The sequence below is a fragment of the Enterococcus sp. AZ080 genome (assembly GCF_051714945.1).
Taxonomy (GTDB): domain Bacteria; phylum Bacillota; class Bacilli; order Lactobacillales; family Enterococcaceae; genus Enterococcus_B; species Enterococcus_B pernyi.
In genome coordinates this window covers 2,645,001-2,665,944 of sequence record NZ_JBIOSV010000001.1, presented here as the reverse complement: position 1 = coordinate 2,665,944, position 20,944 = coordinate 2,645,001, and the positions used below count along the sequence as shown (strand labels likewise).

15 protein-coding genes and 2 rRNA genes (1 of these 17 running past the window's edge) are annotated in these 20,944 nt (G+C 40.3%); 12 read left to right on the top strand and 5 right to left on the bottom strand.

Features of this window, described 5'->3' with window-relative positions:
- Nucleotides 1–56: 56 nt before the first annotated feature.
- From IGK01_RS12625 to IGK01_RS12610, 4 genes are read right to left on the bottom strand one after another with little or no spacing between them, the layout of a single operon-like run.
- Nucleotides 57–743 carry a rhamnogalacturonan acetylesterase gene (locus tag IGK01_RS12625; RefSeq protein ID WP_023520464.1) on the bottom strand — a complete coding sequence of 229 codons (687 nt, stop codon included), beginning with the start codon at nucleotides 741–743 and terminating at the stop codon, nucleotides 57–59.
- Nucleotides 744–745: 2 nt separating this feature from the next.
- Nucleotides 746–2,149 (bottom strand): glucuronate isomerase, encoded by a 1,404-nt coding sequence (gene uxaC, locus IGK01_RS12620; RefSeq protein ID WP_010734170.1) that lies wholly within the window; start codon nucleotides 2,147–2,149, stop codon nucleotides 746–748.
- Nucleotides 2,150–2,194: 45 nt separating this feature from the next.
- Nucleotides 2,195–3,700, bottom strand: coding sequence for a UxaA family hydrolase (locus IGK01_RS12615; RefSeq protein WP_438840804.1), 1,506 nt, complete (start codon nucleotides 3,698–3,700; stop codon nucleotides 2,195–2,197).
- Nucleotides 3,701–3,705: 5 nt separating this feature from the next.
- Nucleotides 3,706–5,118: a tagaturonate reductase gene (locus IGK01_RS12610; protein ID WP_137072903.1), complete on the bottom strand. Its 1,413-nt coding sequence runs from the start codon at nucleotides 5,116–5,118 to the stop codon at nucleotides 3,706–3,708.
- Nucleotides 5,119–5,490: 372 nt separating this feature from the next.
- Between IGK01_RS12610 and IGK01_RS12605 the strand changes: the two genes are divergently transcribed.
- Nucleotides 5,491–7,680, top strand: coding sequence for a helix-turn-helix domain-containing protein (locus IGK01_RS12605; RefSeq protein ID WP_409173631.1), 2,190 nt, complete (start codon nucleotides 5,491–5,493; stop codon nucleotides 7,678–7,680).
- A gap of 165 nt (nucleotides 7,681–7,845) precedes the next feature.
- Here the strand turns inward: IGK01_RS12605 and IGK01_RS12600 are convergent, their stop codons facing one another.
- Nucleotides 7,846–8,679, bottom strand: coding sequence for a carbohydrate ABC transporter permease (locus IGK01_RS12600; protein WP_438840842.1), 834 nt, complete (start codon nucleotides 8,677–8,679; stop codon nucleotides 7,846–7,848).
- A gap of 323 nt (nucleotides 8,680–9,002) precedes the next feature.
- On the opposite strand from IGK01_RS12600, the gene IGK01_RS12595 reads away from it, so the two are divergent.
- The 11 genes from IGK01_RS12595 to IGK01_RS12545 form a co-directional block, all read left to right on the top strand.
- On the top strand, nucleotides 9,003–9,974 hold the full coding sequence (locus IGK01_RS12595) for an ABC transporter permease (RefSeq protein ID WP_062806086.1): 972 nt from the start codon (nucleotides 9,003–9,005) through the stop codon (nucleotides 9,972–9,974).
- A gap of 15 nt (nucleotides 9,975–9,989) precedes the next feature.
- Nucleotides 9,990–10,631, top strand: coding sequence for a YesL family protein (locus IGK01_RS12590; RefSeq protein ID WP_409173629.1), 642 nt, complete (start codon nucleotides 9,990–9,992; stop codon nucleotides 10,629–10,631).
- On the top strand, nucleotides 10,628–12,136 hold the full coding sequence (locus IGK01_RS12585; RefSeq protein ID WP_023520458.1) for an extracellular solute-binding protein: 1,509 nt from the start codon (nucleotides 10,628–10,630) through the stop codon (nucleotides 12,134–12,136). Before IGK01_RS12590 ends, IGK01_RS12585 begins: the two co-directional genes overlap by 4 nt.
- 78 nt (nucleotides 12,137–12,214) lie before the next feature.
- On the top strand, nucleotides 12,215–13,318 hold the full coding sequence (locus IGK01_RS12580) for a glycoside hydrolase family 88/105 protein (RefSeq protein ID WP_010734178.1): 1,104 nt from the start codon (nucleotides 12,215–12,217) through the stop codon (nucleotides 13,316–13,318).
- The gene (locus IGK01_RS12575; RefSeq protein ID WP_375152533.1) at nucleotides 13,315–14,634 is read left to right on the top strand and encodes a glycoside hydrolase family 28 protein; all 1,320 of its coding nucleotides are present in this window, start codon (nucleotides 13,315–13,317) and stop codon (nucleotides 14,632–14,634) included. The genes IGK01_RS12580 and IGK01_RS12575 overlap by 4 nt, the downstream gene beginning before the upstream one ends.
- A 5-nt stretch (nucleotides 14,635–14,639) precedes the next feature.
- A complete protein-coding gene (locus tag IGK01_RS12570) occupies nucleotides 14,640–15,521 on the top strand; it encodes an alpha/beta hydrolase family protein (protein WP_409173628.1) in 882 nt (293 codons plus the stop codon).
- The gene (locus tag IGK01_RS12565) at nucleotides 15,521–16,426 is read left to right on the top strand and encodes a pectinesterase family protein (protein WP_010734182.1); all 906 of its coding nucleotides are present in this window, start codon (nucleotides 15,521–15,523) and stop codon (nucleotides 16,424–16,426) included. The genes IGK01_RS12570 and IGK01_RS12565 overlap by 1 nt, the downstream gene beginning before the upstream one ends.
- A complete protein-coding gene (locus IGK01_RS12560; protein WP_438840803.1) occupies nucleotides 16,427–16,852 on the top strand; it encodes a DUF4064 domain-containing protein in 426 nt (141 codons plus the stop codon).
- Nucleotides 16,839–18,401 (top strand): glycoside hydrolase family 43 protein, encoded by a 1,563-nt coding sequence (locus IGK01_RS12555; protein ID WP_438840802.1) that lies wholly within the window; start codon nucleotides 16,839–16,841, stop codon nucleotides 18,399–18,401. The genes IGK01_RS12560 and IGK01_RS12555 overlap by 14 nt, the downstream gene beginning before the upstream one ends.
- Nucleotides 18,402–18,997: 596 nt before the next feature.
- Nucleotides 18,998–20,558: ribosomal RNA gene (locus tag IGK01_RS12550) — 16S ribosomal RNA — on the top strand.
- Between the two features lie 230 nt (nucleotides 20,559–20,788).
- Nucleotides 20,789–20,944 (top strand): 23S ribosomal RNA (locus tag IGK01_RS12545) (it continues 2,759 nt past the right edge of the window).
- Together the 16S and 23S rRNA genes form the textbook arrangement of a ribosomal RNA operon.

The window sequence follows — 20,944 nt, the reverse complement described above, 5'->3', positions numbered from 1 at the left end:
TATGCTTTAAGTTTTTGCTTTGTCTGGGTAAAATTGTAAATCCTTTGAATCAAGTTTTAGATATGAGGAGTATCAAGATAATTTACTAATGGAAGATCAGTTTCTTTTAGTAGTTCAACGACGAGTTGAGCGACTAAAGCAGCGCCTTCTGGACTAAAATGAGTGTTGTCACAAAGTCCTGAGGGATAATTTTCATAAGTATCAACTGGTAAATGCAAGTAGAACTTTTTTGTTTCTTCTTGCGTATACTGTTGAAGAGTTGCTTGTGAACGAGTGAAAACATCCAAAATGGGGTAGTTATTTTTTTCTGCGAATTGCCTCATTGCTTTTGGATATTCTCCTAAGCAGTTCGGATCTAATTGCCCATTTTTCAAGTAAAGGCGTCGCGTGACAGGGGTCAAGAAAATTGGCTGTACATTTGAGGATAAGGCTGTTTGTGCATAGATAGCAAGTGCATCTATATACCCACCATATGGTTCTGTTCCTTTTGCTTCAGTGATTTTTTGGTCGTTGTGGCCAAACTGGATCAGCAAAAAGTCCCCCGCTTGAAATTCTTCTTTCAAGCGAGTGAATCGTCCTTCTTCAATGAATGATTTTGAACTACGGCCATTTTTTGCTTGATTGTTTACCCGAATCTTAGGCTGGAAGTATTTACCAAGAACTTCTCCCCAGCCGGTTTCTGGTCGAGCAGTCATGTGTTTGATCGAAGCAGTGGAGTCGCCTGCGATATGGATCGTTTGCATAGTCATTCTTCTTCCTCAAAAAAACCGAAATAGTTTCGCGCATTTGTATAACAGATATCTTCCACTAAGGTTCCTAAAAGATGGATGTCTTCGGGCGCTTCACCTCGTTCCACGATTTCACCGATCAGCTCACAGAGAACGCGTCGGAAATACTCGTGTCGTGTATAAGAGAGAAAGCTGCGAGAATCCGTCAACATACCGACGAAATTTCCTAAAACACCGCCATCAGCAAGTTGTGTCATCTGTTCACGCATGCCTGCTCGGGTATCGTTATACCACCAACCAGAACCGAGTTGAAGTTTTCCGGCGGTTTCCTTTTGAAAGCAACCCATCAGAGCAAGAAGTAAGGGATAATCATTTGGATTGAGTGAATAAAGGATTGTCTTTGGTAATTGACTGGTTTGATCGGCATGATCCAATAACTGTTGCAGGTGGCTGGTTAGTGGTTGATCGTTGATTCCGTCATAACCAGTATCTGGCCCTAAGCGTGTGAATGCTTGGGTATTGCAGTTACGATAAGCATGGAGATGCAACTGCATCGTCCAACCATGCGCATGATATAAAGTGATCAGCCGGTTGAGTGTTTCCGTTCGATAAGCATCAATTTCTGTTTGTGTCAGTGTTTCTTTCGTCAATGCTTTCTGGAAAATCTGTTCAAGCTCATTTTCCGAAGCTGTATGATAGGACAAGCGATCTAATCCATGATCCGATAGGCGACAGCCATGCTGATGGAAATAGTCGATCCTTTGACTCAATGCGGTGATCAAAGAAGTGTAATCAGCGATTGGTTTGCCAATTACGTGAGACAATTTTGACAACCATTCAGAAAATCCCTCGTGGGTGAGATTTAACGCAGCATCGGGACGGAATGCTGGTAATACTTTGAGATCAGGTTCTTCTTTTGCCAATAATTCGTGATAAACTAATTCGTCGATGGGGTCATCTGTTGTGCAAATGACAGTCACCTTCGCATTTTTCGCCATCTCTCGTCGCCGAAACGCTGGTTCAGCTAAACGTTTATTTGCTTGTTCCCAAATGTTAAGGGCATTTTCTTCATTGATCAGTAAATCGATTTGGAAGAAACGTTTCAATTCAAGATGTGTCCAAGTATACAAAGGATTGCCTATGATTTTCGGCACCGTTTGACACCAAGCATAAAATTTTTCGTAATCTGAGGCGTGACCAGTGATTTTTTCTTCAGGAACCCCGCAAGCTCGCATCAAACGCCATTTGTAATGATCGCCACTCAACCAGGCTTCTGTCAAATTAGTGAAAGGTTTGTTCTCATAAATTTCTTTTGGTGATAGATGACAGTGATAGTCGATGATCGGCATTTTTTCAGCAGATGAATGGTACAGTTTTTTTGACCATTGATTGGTTAATAAAAAATCATCAGATAAAAACATTTACTTCACTTCTTTCAATTTCAGATTAGGTAGTGATAAGAAAAATCAAAGTGTGACACCATTTTTAAAAATAGCTAGTTCTCTTACGTCGTTGGCTTCATTTTTTGTCTCTTCTCCGCTCGCAACACGGATGATCTTATCGATAAATAAAGGTAAGACCTCTGCCATGGATTGAGTCAATAATTCACCAGCATCAAAGTCCATCCAATGTTGTTTTCGTTCGAATAAAGGTGTGTTAGTTGATACTTTCAGCGTGGGAACATAAGAACCAAAAGGTGTTCCTCTACCTGTGGTGAACAAGACGAGTTGACAATCAGCAGAAGCTAACGCAGATGCGGCAACAAGGTCATTACCGGGTGCCTCCAGTAAACTCAGCCCAGTTTTACGTACTTTATCACCATAGGCTAACACATCGACTACCGTTGAATTTCCTGCTTTTTGGGTGCAACCAAGTGACTTGTCTTCTAAGGTAGAGATACCGCCTGCTTTGTTTCCAGGAGAAGGATTTTCATAGACTGGTTCATTATAAGAGAGAAAATATTGTTTGAAATCATTGATCAAACGAACGATCGATTCAAAGACTTCTTGATTTTCTGCTCGTGCCATCAGTACTTGTTCGGCACCAAACATTTCAGGCACTTCCGTCAAGATCGTGCTACCTCCTTGTGAAATCAAATAGTCAGAAAAGGCACCTAGCAATGGATTGGCAGTAATCCCTGACAATCCATCCGAACCACCACATTTCAAACCGATCGTTAGTTTATCCAGAGGAACAGGAACACGGAAATCTCTTCGTGCGATTTCTGCTAATTCTTCAAGTAATGATACGCCATGTGCTATTTCATCAGTGACATCTTGGGCAGTTAAAAATTTTACTCGTTGTTTGTTATATTTATTTAAACTAGCTTTTAATTCTTGTATCGTATTATTTTCACAACCTAATCCAAATACAAGCACACCGCCAGCATTTGGGTGATGGATGGCATCAGCTAAGATCTTTTTCGTATTCTCATGGTCCTTACCTAGTTGAGAACAACCATAAGGATGTTTTAAAATCGTGAGATGATCGAAAGGATTGTCATCTGCATGTCGTTTTTTAAACTCTTGGATGATCAATTCAGCAATTCCATTGACACAGCCAACGGTTGGAACGATAAAGAGATCATTGCGAATCCCAGCTTGTCCGTCTTCACGAAGATAGCCTTGAAAGGTGCGATTTTCTTGTGGATAGACGATGGGGCGTGATTTTGGTTGGTATTGGTAGCTTTCCTCACCAGAAAGATTTGTTTTGATATTATGCGTATGTATCCATTGCCCCGCTTTGACATCCGTCAAGAGATGACCAATCGGATAGCCATACTTGATCACATCAGTCCCTGCGCTCAAATCAGACAAAGCAATTTTATGGCCTAAGGGGATTTCTTCAAAGGTAGTTAACGTAACATCATCGAAGCGAAGTGTTGTATTCGTTGGAATCGTGGTAGTAGCTACGACAACGCTGTCCTGTGGGTGTAATTGGATGATTCGAGTGGAGAAATCTGGATCAGTCATTTTTTTCATCCTTTCAATTCATGTAATACGTTACGAATGCCTTTTTGATCGATCTCTTTCACGTAAAGTGAAACTGTTTCTGTTAAATCAGGAAGTACGGATAGATCTTCGCCCCAAAGCGTTGGATTTTTCAATAGTTGAAGGACAGCAGTCTCTGGCTCAGCCCAAGCTTCAGCGAAGCTAGCGAGTACCATAGGGTCATCGTTTACCTGGATTTTCGAATGATCGGAACGATAAAGCAAGATCAAGGCAGCAAATGAGACAGTCAGGTAGGAAGGGAGCGCTTCCCTTTTTTCAATGTATTTTTTTAGAATAGGTAGTAATCGTGTTTGAAATTTGGCAACACTGTTCAAAGCAATCGCATGTAATTGATGATGTGCAAAAGGATTTAAGAACCGTTCGTTGATTTGTCTAGCGTACGCCAGCAATTCTTCTTCGGGTAAGCGTAACATTGGGATCAATTCACTAGTCACTAATGTGTTGATGTAATCGGATAGCAGAGGATCTTTCATGACTTCTTCGACTGTTGAGACGTTTGACAGTAGACCAATCGGCACCATTGCAGTATGAGGACCATTGAGTAGATGGACTTTCCGCTCACGATAAGGCGTCAAATCATCAGTCAAAACAACATTCAGACCTGCTTTTTTCAATGGTAAGCGTTCATTCAATTCCTCTGGTGCTTCGATCACCCACAACATAAATGGTTCAGCTTTGACCAACAGTTGATCGTCATATCCCAATCGTTGGTGCAATTCATCGATTTCATCTCTCGGGAATCCAGGAACGATCCGATCCACCAAACTGCAATAAAAATGATTTTCTTGGTGTAGCCAATTGACAAATTTTGTTTCAAGCTGCCAATTTTTTGCATACTGTAAAACGAATTTTTTTAAAAGCTCTGCATTGCGATCAATCAATTCGCATGGGATGATCGTAAGTCCGTTTTTATTCATTTTGAATCGATGATACAAAAAGGCAGTCAATTTTGCGGGGAAGCTTGTTGGAGGGATATCATTTCGAGTATCGGCTTCATGATAACTAATACCAGCTTCTGTCGTATTAGAAAAAACAAAGGCTAATTCATCGATTTCTGCCAATGCGAGGAATTCTTGCCATTGCTCGTAAGGGTTGAGCGTACGGTCGATCACAGTGATCGGCTCTGTCGTATCGATGACTTTGCCATCAATTAACCCTTGAAGTAGAACCGTATAGAGCTGATCTTGTTCAGCCAGCTTGTCACTTAAGCCGTGAGCTAGTGGCTGGACGATTGCAACATTTCCTTGATAGAGTCCTTGATTGTTTAACTGCTGAAGTTGCCAATCAACGAATCCTCTCATAAAATTTCCTTCACCAAACTGTAGACAAGTAATTGTAGCTTGGTTTTTAGGGTATTGCTTTTTAGTTAATCTTTCCATCGAATGATTTCCTTTCTGTGAGACAAAAATTTTATGATAAAAATCTCTGGAACGAAACGAGAATTATCAATGCTTGTTATTTTTATGACGGTTTCATGCTTCTTTTTGACAGATTTTATGTTTTTTTTTATAGCTAAATCTATTTTTGATTTTCATGCTAGGTTCAATTTTTTTGGTAGCGCATTCATCGTAATATGAATGGAAGGTTTAGTCAATATAGCTTGCTATCGTTAGGTTTTGCTCTTTCAAAAAAACTTATGTTTTTAAATAGTAGTATGTTAATCTGAAAGAGTGAAGATACTCATTGCTTTAGAAGATAATCAATTTTACATAAAATGTAAGCCTTTTAATTCTGGAGGGGGAGAAAGCTAAATGAGGAACAAAATGTTGTTTTATCAAATGTTTATGCCGCTTTTTATTATCGGTGTGGTACTGGTCGTTGGCTTTAGTTTGTTTATCTATACCAACACCTATGAATCGATTGAAGAGAACTACTTATTAGATAAACAAAATCTATTGAAACAAATCAAAACAAATGTAGAATGGAAGTTTCGGACGATTGAATACTCTTTCGCTACATACGGCTCCACTAAAAACTTCTCCGAAATATTTCAATCTCCTTTGAATCATACCGACTACACTATTTATTCCGAAGTACGAAAAGAACTTAATTTTATTGAAACGATCGCAATGGAGGAAAATGCGTTCAAGTTAGTCAGCCTAGAAGGCGGTTGGGGTGTCGTGAATGGGTCGCTGAATCAACTATCACCACAAGAAGTGACTGATTTAAAAGCCCAGTACGTCCATCAGGATCAACAAGTTTTTTGGACGAAACAACCAGATGGAATTGAAATGGTTGTTGCATTACCTAAAGCAGTCAGTGAAAAGTATGCGCTAGGTTTTGCTTCGATCGACCATCAGGCACTGAAACGAATCATTGAACGAAGCAATGAAGACCGCTTAACGATCTATTATGGAGCAGAGATACTTTTTACTGATGCTGAATCATCAAGAGAAGGGATGATAACAGTCCAAAATATCGAAGCGAATGTACCAACAGTGGTTCAAAGAAATGGTCGGAATTTCATCTTGCTCCAATCTGATTACAATCAATGGCAGTATCAATTAGAGATCGATCCTGCAACTATAGGTACGACTGTCCGAAACTTGCAAATCGGATTAGCTACTGTATCCTTTACTTTGATCATTTTAGTAGGGGGCTTGTCCTATATCTTTTCTGAGCGATATGTTCGTCCTATCAGCCAGATTCAAGACCGATTGAATCTTCATTCGGAAGGCTTATCTGGAAAGAAACTAGAGAACGTTGTTCAGTCAGTGAGCCAAGTAATTGGTGAAAATGAACTATTGAGTGCAAATTTGATTACTCAGAAACCACAACTAGAAACATTATTTGTCTTGAGTCTCTTTAGAAATCGTGTGGAAAAACGGGAGTTGGATCAACGGTTACGGCAGTTCAACTACGACTCGCAAAATGAATGTTACTATACAGCAATCGTGCAGATCGATCTTTTTGAAGACAGCCATGGAGGAGAACGAGATTTATTGCTATTGGCTATCAACCAAATGATTGCTGAGATCGTTCCTAAAGAAGAACGAATGATTCCTATCGTGCTAAACGAAGAAATGCAAGCAACGATTTATCGAATTCCTAAAGAAGAAGAATTCGCGAATAAAAAAGTAATGGATCACTGTCGTCAGATCCAAAAAATGATTCAAGAATATCTCAAATTGACTGTTAGCATTGGGATCAGTGAATGTTTTACTACGCTCAATGACAGTAAGCAATCTGTCGACCAAGCGAAAGAAGCCTTATACCATCGGGTAAACACTGGACCAAATTCAATTGTGTTCTACCATGAAATCATCTCAGAGCAGCAGGAGAAGACATTGATCAAATATCCGATGAAACAACAAAATCGTTTATTTGAAGCCATCCGTTCAGGAGACGAACACGTCAGTCACCTTCTTCACGAATTGATCATTGAGATGTTCACTCAAAATAAAAATCGATTGAATCGAGAAGTTGTAGCTATTCGGTTAGTCAATGAATTTGTTCAGTTGGGACAACTATTGGGTGTGAATATTACGCAGTTTGAAGAATTGAAGCAAATATATGTTAAGGTATTACATACTTATCATTCTCAAGAACTTGAACAATTGCTGTTAGAACAATTTGTTCAACCAATCACAAAAAGTGCTCAAGAAATCACGGAGCAAGAGTTTAAATCGTTATCAGAAAAAATGATCCATATCATCTATAGCGAATACGATCGTGATCTATCACTAGACATGGTGGCAGACCGTCTGCACTATAATCCTAACTATTTGAGTAATGTGTTCAAGAAAGAAACCGGTGAAAACTTTGGAGATTTCATTCAGAACTACCGCTTAGAGATCGCTAAGAAATGGTTGAAAGAAACGACGTTATCCGTGAAAGAAATTGCAGAAAGACTCAAATATCGTAACTCACAAAACTTTATTCGCTTTTTCAAAAAGAAAGAATCCGTCACTCCTGGTGAGTACCGTAAGAAAAACCGTTGAGGACAACTTAGTGAACGTCGATCATTAAAGTCCTACATAAGTTACTTAGGAAAAATAGTTGTTTCGATTGCGAGAAATAGCACGATCTTTGAAAAATGAATTTTTCTTAGATCGTGCTATTTAAATGAATAATTATTTTTACGCGTATCTTTAAGTGTGAAAGGGTCAACCTTTGACAGAGCCGACCAATGCCCCTTTCACAAAGTACTTTTGAACAAACGGATAAGCAACCAACATTGGCACTGTAGCAATTACAATGACGGCCATTTTGATCGTCTGTGCCGGCGGGATGATATCGACAGCACTACTTTCTGCTTGCATTCCACTTGACACGATCACAATTTGACGTAACAAGATTTGGATCGGCCATTTTGAGGAATCGTTAATGTATAAAATCGCCGTCATATAAGTATTCCAATAGGTCACAGCATAAAAAAGTGAAATCGTCGCAATAGAAGGTAAAGCAAGAGGCAACATAATTTTGAAAAAGACCCCAAAATCAGTACAGCCATCCATTTTGGCAGATTCTTCTAAACTATTAGGTAAAGCTTGAAAAAAGTTACGCATGATGATCATGTTCATGGCGTTGACAGTTACAGGTAGGATCATCGACCAGTACGAATTGATCAACCCCAAAGAGCGCACCACTAAGAATGTCGGGATCATTCCACCACTAAAGAGCATGGAGAAGACAACCATAAAGTTAAAAAAGCCTCGCCCAAAAAGATATTTACGTGATAATCCATAGGCCATCAATGAAGTCACGCACATGCTGACGACTGTCCCAAGCCCAGTAACACCAATAGAAACAGCTAAAGCTCGAAAAATCGTTGGTGTAGATAAGATGTAACGATAGGCATCTAAAGAAAACGTAGTCGGGAAAAGGATGAATTTTTTTGCTACGACTTCTTGTGTAGAAGCAAATGAAGTGGCGATGATATTTAAAAACGGTACGATACAGATCAAAGCTAATAATAGTAGAAAAATAGAATTAAAAATCGTAAAGCTTTTTTCTCCAAGCGAAACCTTTTTTTCATTTAGAGAGAACCCTCCTTTAAACCATAAGTATTTTTGTACCTCCAATCTATCATCTGCTTGAAATTACGTACATAATCATTTTTTAGGGAGGGTAAATCAGGAGGTTTCATATAGATGGAACGGGCATTTCCTAAAAAATCAAACAGATGAAGCAGAAAAGTGATTAATCAAGTGATGATCGCCAGTTACCTACGTCAGTGAAAATGATTATATACGGAATCACTTTTCTTCCTTTATGCTGTGGATAGCGAATAAAGTCACACAATGTTTAACAAGGAGGGCTTATGGAGAGTGTAAAAAGAGAGCTAGGTTCAATTACTTTATCAAAAAAGGAAGAACGAACAAAAAGAAGAAGGAAGACGATTGCTGGAATCAAAACGAATAAATTTTTGTACTTGATGATTCTTCCAGGAATCCTTTATTTCATTGTTTTCAGATATTTACCTATGGGTGGCTTAGTGATTGCGTTCCAAGACTATCAACCCTATCTGGGGATTCTGGGGAGTCCTTGGGTTGGTTTCAAGCACTTTATTCGTTTATTTACTGAGCCAACATTTTTTATGTTGTTGAGGAATACGCTGATTTTGTTTGGACTGAATATTTTTGTCTTTTTCCCAATGCCGATCATTCTGTCGCTTCTATTGAATGAAGTAACCAGCAAGCGATTCAAGAATAGTATCCAAACAATCATTTACATTCCACATTTCATGTCTTGGGTCATCATCGTCTCGATCACCTATGTTTTTTTAAATGTGGACGGTGGAGTCATCAATGAATTTTTGGCCAGTATTGGGTTAGATAAAATAAGTTTTTTGACATCACCTGATTGGACACGAACAGTCTACATTGGACAGGTGATTTGGAAAGAACTCGGTTGGTCAACAATCATTTACCTTTCTGCGATTACCGCAGTAGATACGCAATTATATGAAGCAGCCGAAATGGATGGCGCAGGACGTTTACGTAAGACATGGCATGTGACATTACCTGCGATCCGTCCAGTGATCATTACCTTGTTGATTTTGAAAATAGGTCAAACACTTGACCTAGGATTTGAGCATATGTACTTACTACTCAATTCATTGAATCGCAGTGTGGCAGAGATTTTTGATACATATATCTATACTGCTGGATTGAAAAATGGACAATTAAGTTTTAGTACTTCAATGGGCTTGTTCAAAGGTGTAGTAGGCTTGTTTATGGTCATACTTGCGAACAAGGTAGCAAAAAAACTGGGTGAAGACGGTGTGTACTAGAAAAGGAGCAAACAGATGTTGCAAAAGTTAGAGAGTACAAATAAAAAATTAATCAGACTCCTGCAACTCATTTACTTAAATTTTTTGTGGGGAATATTAGTTGTTTTGGGTCTCGGACTATTCACTTTTGGTCCAGCGTCTTACGCAATGGTCTCAGTAATCCGGAAGTGGTTACGCTCATCTGAGGATTTTCCACTGACACAGACGTACTTTCACTATTTTAAAGAAAACTACAAAGAAACGTTGTTGATCAGTTGGTTGTATTTTTCAGTTGCTTTCGTCTTATACGTAGATCTTGCCTATATCCAAAATTGGCATTTACGCGTTGTGATTTTGGTCATTAGCTTTTTTTACGTGTTATCTGCACTATATATTTTCCCAATTATGGCCCATTACCAATGGCAAGGGATGTTTTATAAAATCAAAATGGCTTTTTTATTCGGTTTTTCTCAGTTACATTATTCACTCGTTTTACTGTTGATCATTATTGGCAGTTACGCGATAATTATTCGCTTGATGCCGGGTATGTTGACGTTCATGGGGAGTAGCTTCTTCTTTTTTGCCATCACTTGGACAGCGGTGCAACTATTTGATCGTCTTAAAAAGAAAGAAGTAGCAATAGATAAAAATACATTCAGTGAAGGAGAACAATTATGAAGAAAAAAACGTTAGTAACAGCAGGGATCGGTTTACTCAGCATACTTGCTTTGTCAGCTTGTGGCAATGATTCAAGTGACACATCCGCAGATACAGAGGATGGGAAAACGCGAATCACGTGGTTGAACATTTTACATACAGCTTCACCACCTAATGATACGATCGTTGATAAAATCGAGGAGAAAACCAATACAGAATTGACGTTTAACTGGATTCCTGATGCGTCAAAAGAGGAACGGTTGACCACTGCATTAGCTTCAAATGAGCTGGGAGATATCGTGACACTACAAATTGCTATGCTAAAAAATTCCTCTGTACGAAATGCATTGAAGTCCGGTGTTTTCTGGGATGTGTCTGATTATTTAGCTGACTATAAAAATTTAAGTAAAATATCAGAGGATCGAATCGAAGCGGCAAGTATCGATGGTGCATTGTATGGCGTACCTATGCAAAAAGACTATGCTCGTGCAGGTTTAGTTATCCGGAAAGATTGGTTAGATAATCTAGGCTTAGAAGTACCAGATACATTGGATGAACTTTATGGAGTAGCAAAACAATTCACAGAAAATGATCCAGACGGCAATGGTGTCGATGATACGGTTGGTTTTGGCGATCGCGCGCCAAGTGATATCCGTTATACAAGCTTCAAATTATTCACTTCGTATTACGGCGCACCAAATGGTTGGAAAGTAGAGAGCAACGGAAAATTTACTCCCGAATTTGATACAGCTGAATATAAGAAAGCGATGGATTTTTCTAGAGATTTATTTGAAAACGGTTACTTAGCACAAGACTTTGCAGTGACTCAAAAGACAGACCAACAGGAACAATTTGCACAAGGTAAGACAGGGATCTATACCGGGATGATCGATATCAAAAACCTAAAAAATATGGGGAAAGATATTCAACCAGAGATGGAGCTTGTGCCAGTAAATAAAATATCAGATGGTGAAGATGGGGATTATCATGTGTGGTCAGAAGGAAATGGCGTAGGGGGATTATTGGCATTTCCTAAATCCTCGGTCAAAGATGAAGCACAATTGAAGAAATTACTTCAGTTTGTCGATGATTTATTAGAAGAAGATATGTATAAATTGATGACAGGTGGTATTGAAGGAACACATTACCAATTGCAAGACGATGGCGCAATCGAATATATCGACATGGATCTTTGGCAACAGGAAGTGCAACCATTGTCTAGTTCAAGACCAAGTGAAGTCACATTTTCGTTTAAAGATGCTGATCCAGAGAAAGAATTATCCAATCAATTAGTCAAGGAAAATGAACAGTTTGTTGTGTTAGATCCAACGGTTCCATTAGATTCAGAGAAAAACAATGAAGTCGGTTCAGAAATCGAAAAAATCATGATCGATGCAACTGTCCAATATATTATGGGACAAATAGATGAAGATGGATTCAAACAAGCAATCAGCAATTGGCGTGCCCAAGGTGGCGATCAAATTGCTGAAGAATACGAAGAGGCTTATAAAGCTGCACAGCAATAGTAGATATATCAAGAAAGGGCTGTAACCATTCCAACCGCAACCCTTTCTCTCTTAAAATGATTGATTGGAGGAAGAAGATTGAATTGGTCAGAGAAATTAGCAGATAGTATTATGGCGCGTACACCCTATTTGTATCTAGATAAAGGATATAAACAAAAATGGTCTTATGATTATGGCGTTGTTTTGAAAGGATTTCAGTTGTTATGGCTGAAAACAAAGGAGAAGAAGTACTTAGACTTCATCCAAACAAACATTGATTACTTCGTACAAGAAGATGGATCGATCAAAGGCTATGAATTAGAAGAATACAATATCGACCATATCAATACCGGAAAACTGTTCTTTATACTCTATAAAGAAACAGGAGATGAGAAATATCGCAAAGCAGCAGAAACTTGCGCCAAACAATTGTTGAATCACCCACGAACATCTGAAGGTGTATTTTGGCATAAGGCAATCTATCCTTGGCAAATATGGTTAGATGGATTGTACATGGGAGCGCCTTTTTATGCGGAATATATCCAAACCTTTACGTCGAAAAAAGACTATCAAGATGTTTTATGTCAATTCGAGATCAGTTATCAGCGATTGTTCGACTCAAAAACGAATTTATTGTTCCATGCGTGGGATGAAAAAAAGGTCCAACCTTGGGCGGATACAGAAACTGGATTATCTCATCATTTTTGGAGCCGCTCAATTGGTTGGTATTTGATGGCGTGTGTTGATACTTACGAGTTGTTGCATAAAGAAGTGGATTGTCGATTATTGGGGCGGATTCTGACATCCACATTAGAAGCATTGTTACCTTATCAATCAGAAACTGGCACCTGGTACCAAGTAACAACCGAAACGAACCGTAAAGGTAATTATCTAGAAGCTTCAGGAAGCAGCATGTTCGTTTATGCGATGGCAAAGGGGATTCGCATAGGAATATTGGAGAAGGAAGTGTGGTTTCCTCAGTTGAAAAAATCTTATCAAGGCTTATTTGATGAATTTGTTTTGGAAACAAAAGAAGGCTGGTTGAATCTGAATAAAAATTGCCAAGTTGCAGGTCTAGGCGGGGCGGACCAAAGAGATGGTTCTTATGCCTACTATATTAGTGAGCCAATCGTATGTAATGATCAAAAAGGTGTTGGGGCTTTTTTGCAAGCCTTAGTAGAAGTGGAAGGTGTATCTAGGTGATAAATATTTTAAGCTTAGGTGCCTCAGTCGATATACTCAACACGACGGTGATCCAACAAGCCATTGATCAAGTAGCAGAAGCAGGTGGGGGAAGAGTAACCATTCCAAGTGGGCAGTTTTTAACGGGGCCATTGTGCTTGAAAAGTAATGTGGAGTTGTATCTTTCTCCTGGAGCAGTATTGAAATTTACAGATGACCCAGCCCAGTATTCAGCCATTTTATCCAGCTGGGAGGGGGTACCTAAAAAGGTCTATGCTTCATGTATCTATGCGCAACATGCAGAAAATATTGCTGTCACTGGTTTAGGGAAATTAGATGGTAGTGGTCCTAACTGGTGGCGCATTTTTCGAGAGGAGCATGAAATACTTGAGTACCCGCGACCAAAATTGCTTGGTTTTGATCATTGTCGACGAGTAACGATTCGTGATATCCAGTTGGTCGACTCACCAAGTTGGACGATCCATCCGAATCATTGCCAAGATGTGACTATCGATCACGTAGTCATTTGTAATCCTGCTGATTCGCCGAACACAGACGGTATTGATCCAGAGTCTTGTCATAATGTGCATATCAGTAATTGCCATATTGATGTGGGCGATGACTGTATTGCGATCAAAGCAGGGACAGAGGATGCCGTTAATAAAGTGCCTTGTCAAAATATCACGATCACTAATTGTACGATGGTACACGGTCATGGTGGCGTAGTTTTGGGCAGTGAAATGAGTGGCGGGATTCGGAATGTAACGATTTCGAACTGTGTATTCCAACAAACCGATCGTGGAATTCGATTAAAGACACGCCGAGGTCGAGGTGGGATGATCGAAGATGTCCGAGTAACTAATTTGATCATGGACCAAGTACTGTGTCCGTTTGTCATCAATCTTTATTATTTTTGCGGGCCTCGTGGCAAAGATCCTTATGTCTGGGACAAGGAAGTGTATCCAATCGATGAGCGAACGCCACAAGTTCGACGTGTTCATTTTTCATCGATCACTGCTCGAAATGTTCATGCTTCCGCGGGATTTATTTATGGTCTAGCAGAACAAGCGGTTCAAGACATTTCTTTCGATCATGTCGATATATCAATGGAAAAAGATGCAAAAGCGGGCGTGCCAGCTATGATGACAGGTTTAGAACCCATGCGCCAACAAGGATTTTATGTGCGGTTTGGTAAGCATATTTCTTTCCAGCAGATCACGATCGATTATCATGAAGGACCAGCAATCATGATTGAAGATTCGGAAGATATCGAAATTAAACGTATGCGATCGACAGAGTTGGATAAAAAGAATGTATCTATTATAGAAGGAACTTAAATAAAATGGAGTTGATCGAGTACTTAGGGAAAGACGCACGTTGCTTGAGACCGAGTGGTAGCTGTTTATCACAAAAAATCATCGATGATCAAATAATTGAGTATTATCAATTGATATTAAATGATCTTGAACCTGTTTCTGCCATTTATGTTTATCCAGTAAAAAAGAAGGAACCTTTGCCTGCTGTGATCTATCTGCATTCACATGGGGGTGATTTTTCACTAGGAAAAAGTGAATTACTAGCAGGTGCATCTTATTTTGTAGAACCTTCGTTTGCAAAGGCCGTGACGAGTATGGGGTATGGTATATGGGCGATTGATGCTTGGGGATTTGAAGAACGCGGCGGAATTGCTGAAAGTGAACTTTTTAAGCGATTCTTATTAACAGGACGAACACTTTGGGGAATGCGGATCTTTGATGTGCTAAGCTTGATCGACTACTTGGAAACACGAGAAGATATTGACACACAACGTATCGCAACGATCGGGTTATCTATGGGTGGACTATTAAGTTGGTGGACAAGTGCATTGGATGAACGTGTGAAAGTATGTATTGACCTAGCTAGCCAAGTAGAGGTTGAAACACTCTTGAAACATCAAATGTTAGACTACCACGGTTACTATTATTATGTTCCTGATTTATTGACGGAGTATACGACCCTAGCTATTCAGCAAAAAATTGCTCCTCGTAAACGCCTCACTATAGTAGGAAAAAACGATCGAATGTGTCCAACAGAAGGCGTCTGTCGCTTGAATAAACAGCTAGATTTGTATTATCAACAATTGGGAGTGCCAACGAATTTTCAAGGATACTCTTTAAATGGTGGACACTTTGAAACACGTGATATGCGAATGAAGTGGCAAGCATTTTTAAAGGAGTACCTATAATGAAGACAGAAATCGTGATCGACCCGATTCCAAGAAAAGCAGACTATCAGACCATTCAAGCAGGAATTGCTCATCTTAGCTCATTGCCGAATTACGTAAAAAAGACCATGATCATTCGAGAAGGGGTCTATCATGAATATATCGAATGTCGGCTGTCAAATTTCCAAATGTTTGGACAAGGAGAAGTAAAGATTGTTGGATGCCGTTTTGCGAAACAAACACTTTCATCTGGTGAAGCAAGAGAAACATTTCGAACCGCGACACTATTTCTTGAAGGAGAAAATATTCGTCTCGAAAATATACAAATCATCAATAACGCTGGTGCAGGAGAACAAGTAGGTCAAGCAGTCGCGCTATTCAATTATGCCCATCAAGTCCAGTTGATCAATTGTCGGTTGTGCGGGCAACAAGATACATTATGCACAGGACCGTTGCCTCCGATTCAAAAAGATGGTCGCCCATTTTTTACCCCAGTGTTAAAGGAGCGTAAGTATTGTCGGCAATCTTATGAACGATGTTGGATCGAAGGGACGGTGGACTTTATTTTCGGTGGGGCAGATGCGTTGTTTTACCGCTGTTTCATCCACAGTTTGGTTAGTTCTTCTAATGGTTATATCACAGCCGCTTCAACGGTAAAAGAACAAGAACGAGGTTTTCTTTTTTTTAGGTGTGCAATCATCGCAGATTACGAGGCACCTTCTATCTATTTAGGTCGACCTTGGCGTCCGTATGCTCAGGTGACATTTGAAGAGTGTGATGTAGGAGCGCATGTCTACCAAAGTGGCTGGCATGACTGGGATGAGAAACAAAACAGACAAACAGCACGCTTTTATGAAAAAAATAATAGGTATCAAAGGGGAATTTGTCGCGAATCATGGGTTACTGTGGAAACGGAGGTCGATTAGATGACGAAAAAATGGGAAATAACTTTTGGCTTGATCGGTGGGTCTACCGCTTTGTTGTTTTTTGGTGGGATTGCTGTGACCTTCAATCAAATGTCTCTTTCAAATTTCCGAGAAACATACCAAGCTCTCTCATTAGAGGGCTTTGGTAGTGTACAAGAAACCTTTGAGTCACTACGGAGCATGACGGGGTTGTTTAGCGTTAGCCTATTCCTCTCATTGGTTGGGCTGTGTCTGGCTCTTTATCTATCGTTGAAGGGAAAAGCAAGTCCGATGGCGGCACTCATTTATTTGATTTCAGGAGTCCTGCTGTTGTTCGGTACACAATTCATTGCGTACCCTTTTGTCTTTTTCTATCTATTAGCAGCGGGTTCAAGTATGTATCGCCAAAAAATAGAGCAAAGGTGGAGATCGGATGTTTCAAAGTAAAGTAGTCAATCCAATCATTCGAGGATTTAATCCGGACCCGAATATTTTGAAAGTGGGTAGTTCTTATTATGTGATCGTTTCTTCTTTTGAGTGGTTACCAGGTATTCGTGTATATGAATCGACAGATCTGATTAATTGGGAACATAAAACAGATATTTTAACTGATCAAGTATCGTTAAAGGGTCATCCAATCAATGGAAGTATCTGGGCGCCACAAATCAGTTACTCAGCTGGGCGATTTTATCTTATTTATACAGAGGTTAAAAGCGTAACACGTCCTTTTAAAGACACCCACAATTACATGATGATCGCAGAGGATATCAATGGACCTTGGGAAAGTCCAATCTATCTAAATAGTAGTGGTTTTGATCCCTCGCTTTTTCATGATCCACGTACAGGTAGGAAATGGCTTTTGAATGAAATCTGGGATTTTCGACTAACTACACCTAATAAATCAGCAGAGATCGTCATTCAAGAATATGATGCAAAACAAAAACAACTAGTCGGGTCGATTCACACGATCTTTACAGGAACCGAACTCGCAAAGACCGAAGCACCTCATCTTTACTATGTCAATGATTACTATTATTTGCTGACTGCTGAAGGTGGTACTGGTAGTGGACATGCTGTTACCGTGTGTCGTAGTCGTGATTTGTTAGGACCATACAAAGTCGATCCCCAAAATCCAATGTTGACAGCAAGTGGTTATCCAAGCTCAAGTTTACAATGTGCGGGACATGCAAGTTTAGTTCAAACAGAATTCGACAGATGGTATATAGTCCATCTTTGTACTCGCCCTATCGAAGGTGTTGCTATCTTAGGTAGAGAAACAGCTATTCAAGAAGTGTATTGGACGGAAGACTATTGGTTGCGGATAAAAGAAGGAGGAAATGAACCAAGAGAGATCGTCACCATTCCAACACAAGAGAAAGTGATCCAAAAGATCAATTCTTGTTTTTTTGATGATTTTGCAGGTGAAATGAAAAAAAGTTGGAACGCTCGTCGTTGTTTACCAAACATAACTTGGTGGGATTTGACTAGCCGATATGGCTATCTAAGAATGCTCGCAGGAGAATCACTGCAGTCAACGTTTGACCAACACTTATTAGCGATACGGCAAACAACGTTTTCATTTATTGCACAAACTAAGATGGAATATGAGCCAAAGCACTTCAACCAAATGGCTGGGCTGCTTCTTTTTCTAAATGAAGAAAATTATTATTATTGCTGTATGACCTGGGATGAAAAGATAGGGAAGTGTCTCCGATTACTTAGTGCAGTTGACGGTCATGTTACGATTAGGCCTGAAATTTATCCGCTAAGAGGAAGAGAGACAGTGATTAAAGTAGTTGTTGAAAAGACTTTTGGACAATTTTATGTGAAACGTTCGCAAGACTGGAAAAAAATCGGTGCTGAAATTGATGTGCAGACACTAACAGGTGGTTTTACAGGAAACTTTGTTGGTATTGGTGTGCATGATTTAAACGTAAGAGGAGGGAGCTATGCTGATTTTGATTATTTCAACTATCAGGAAATAGAAATGGAATGAAATAAATAAAAAAAAGATTAGGTGCAGTGAAAGTTAAATTTTACCTTGACCAATCTTTTTTTTAATGATAGTATAGTCAACGTTGCTGAAACATGAAAACAATCATGAAATTTGTTTAAAAGTTTTATTGACAATCATAATTCCATGTGATAATATAACGAAGTTGGTTATGAGAGATGAGTTTTTAGATGTTGATTTTATTAAGAAATAAACAAAAAAACATGTTGACAAATAACAAACGGTGAGTTATGATAAGTGAGTTGCTAAAACGATCTCGTGAAAAACGAGTTCAAAAAACTTTTAAAAAATAGTTGACAATCATTCGAGAGTTTGCTAAGATATAAAAGTTGCTAAGGCAATCACAAATGATAAGCTGAGACAGTTGTGTTTCAATTATCACGTAGACCTTTGAAAACTGAACAAAGTAAGACAAACCAAATGTGTAGGGCGTCTTGATTCAATTCAAGACAACAAACATTTTTAACAAGCAAGCAATATGCTAGCAAACAATTGAGCTTAACAAATGAACTATATGATGTTCGAAAGTAAATTTCGAACTACAGTTCCACATCAGCTTTCGCTGTGAGGAACTAGCATATTATGAGAGTTTGATCCTGGCTCAGGACGAACGCTGGCGGCGTGCCTAATACATGCAAGTCGAACGCTTCTTTTCCCACCGGAGCTTGCTCCACCGGGAAGAGAGGAGTGGCGAACGGGTGAGTAACACGTGGGTAACCTGCCCATCAGAAGGGGATAACACTTGGAAACAGGTGCTAATACCGTATAACAATCGAAACCGCATGGTTTCGTTTTGAAAGGCGCTTTACGGTGCCGCTGATGGATGGACCCGCGGTGCATTAGCTAGTTGGTGAGGTAACGGCTCACCAAGGCCACGATGCATAGCCGACCTGAGAGGGTGATCGGCCACATTGGGACTGAGACACGGCCCAAACTCCTACGGGAGGCAGCAGTAGGGAATCTTCGGCAATGGACGAAAGTCTGACCGAGCAACGCCGCGTGAGTGAAGAAGGTTTTCGGATCGTAAAACTCTGTTGTTAGAGAAGAACAAGGGTGAGAGTAACTGTTCACCCCTTGACGGTATCTAACCAGAAAGCCACGGCTAACTACGTGCCAGCAGCCGCGGTAATACGTAGGTGGCAAGCGTTGTCCGGATTTATTGGGCGTAAAGCGAGCGCAGGCGGTTTCTTAAGTCTGATGTGAAAGCCCCCGGCTCAACCGGGGAGGGTCATTGGAAACTGGGAGACTTGAGTGCAGAAGAGGAGAGTGGAATTCCATGTGTAGCGGTGAAATGCGTAGATATATGGAGGAACACCAGTGGCGAAGGCGGCTCTCTGGTCTGTAACTGACGCTGAGGCTCGAAAGCGTGGGGAGCAAACAGGATTAGATACCCTGGTAGTCCACGCCGTAAACGATGAGTGCTAAGTGTTGGAGGGTTTCCGCCCTTCAGTGCTGCAGCTAACGCATTAAGCACTCCGCCTGGGGAGTACGACCGCAAGGTTGAAACTCAAAGGAATTGACGGGGGCCCGCACAAGCGGTGGAGCATGTGGTTTAATTCGAAGCAACGCGAAGAACCTTACCAGGTCTTGACATCCTTTGACCACTCTAGAGATAGAGCTTCCCCTTCGGGGGCAAAGTGACAGGTGGTGCATGGTTGTCGTCAGCTCGTGTCGTGAGATGTTGGGTTAAGTCCCGCAACGAGCGCAACCCTTATTGTTAGTTGCCATCATTTAGTTGGGCACTCTAGCAAGACTGCCGGTGACAAACCGGAGGAAGGTGGGGATGACGTCAAATCATCATGCCCCTTATGACCTGGGCTACACACGTGCTACAATGGGAAGTACAACGAGTCGCGAAGTCGTGAGGCTAAGCTAATCTCTTAAAGCTTCTCTCAGTTCGGATTGTAGGCTGCAACTCGCCTACATGAAGCCGGAATCGCTAGTAATCGCGGATCAGCACGCCGCGGTGAATACGTTCCCGGGCCTTGTACACACCGCCCGTCACACCACGAGAGTTTGTAACACCCGAAGTCGGTGAGGTAACCTTTTTGGAGCCAGCCGCCTAAGGTGGGATAGATGATTGGGGTGAAGTCGTAACAAGGTAGCCGTATCGGAAGGTGCGGCTGGATCACCTCCTTTCTAAGGAATATTACGGAGACTACACACGTTTGTCGATACTTTGTTCAGTTTTGAGAGGTCTACTCTCAAAATTTTGTTCATTGAAAACTGGATATTGAAGTAAAAATGTAAGTAATACAAACCGAGAACACCGCGTTGAATGAGTTTTTTAATAAGTTCAATTGCTTATTTTTCTTGATTGGACTTCTATCGCTAGAAGAAAGATCAAAACCCAACCGCAAGGTTGATAAGGTTAAGTGAATAAGGGCGCACGGTGGATGCCTTGGCACTAGGAGCCGATGAAGGACGGGACTAACACCGATATGCTTTGGGGAGCTGTACGTAAGCTATGATCCAGAGATTTCCGAATGGGGGAACCCAGCATCTTTTATAGGATGTTACGTATA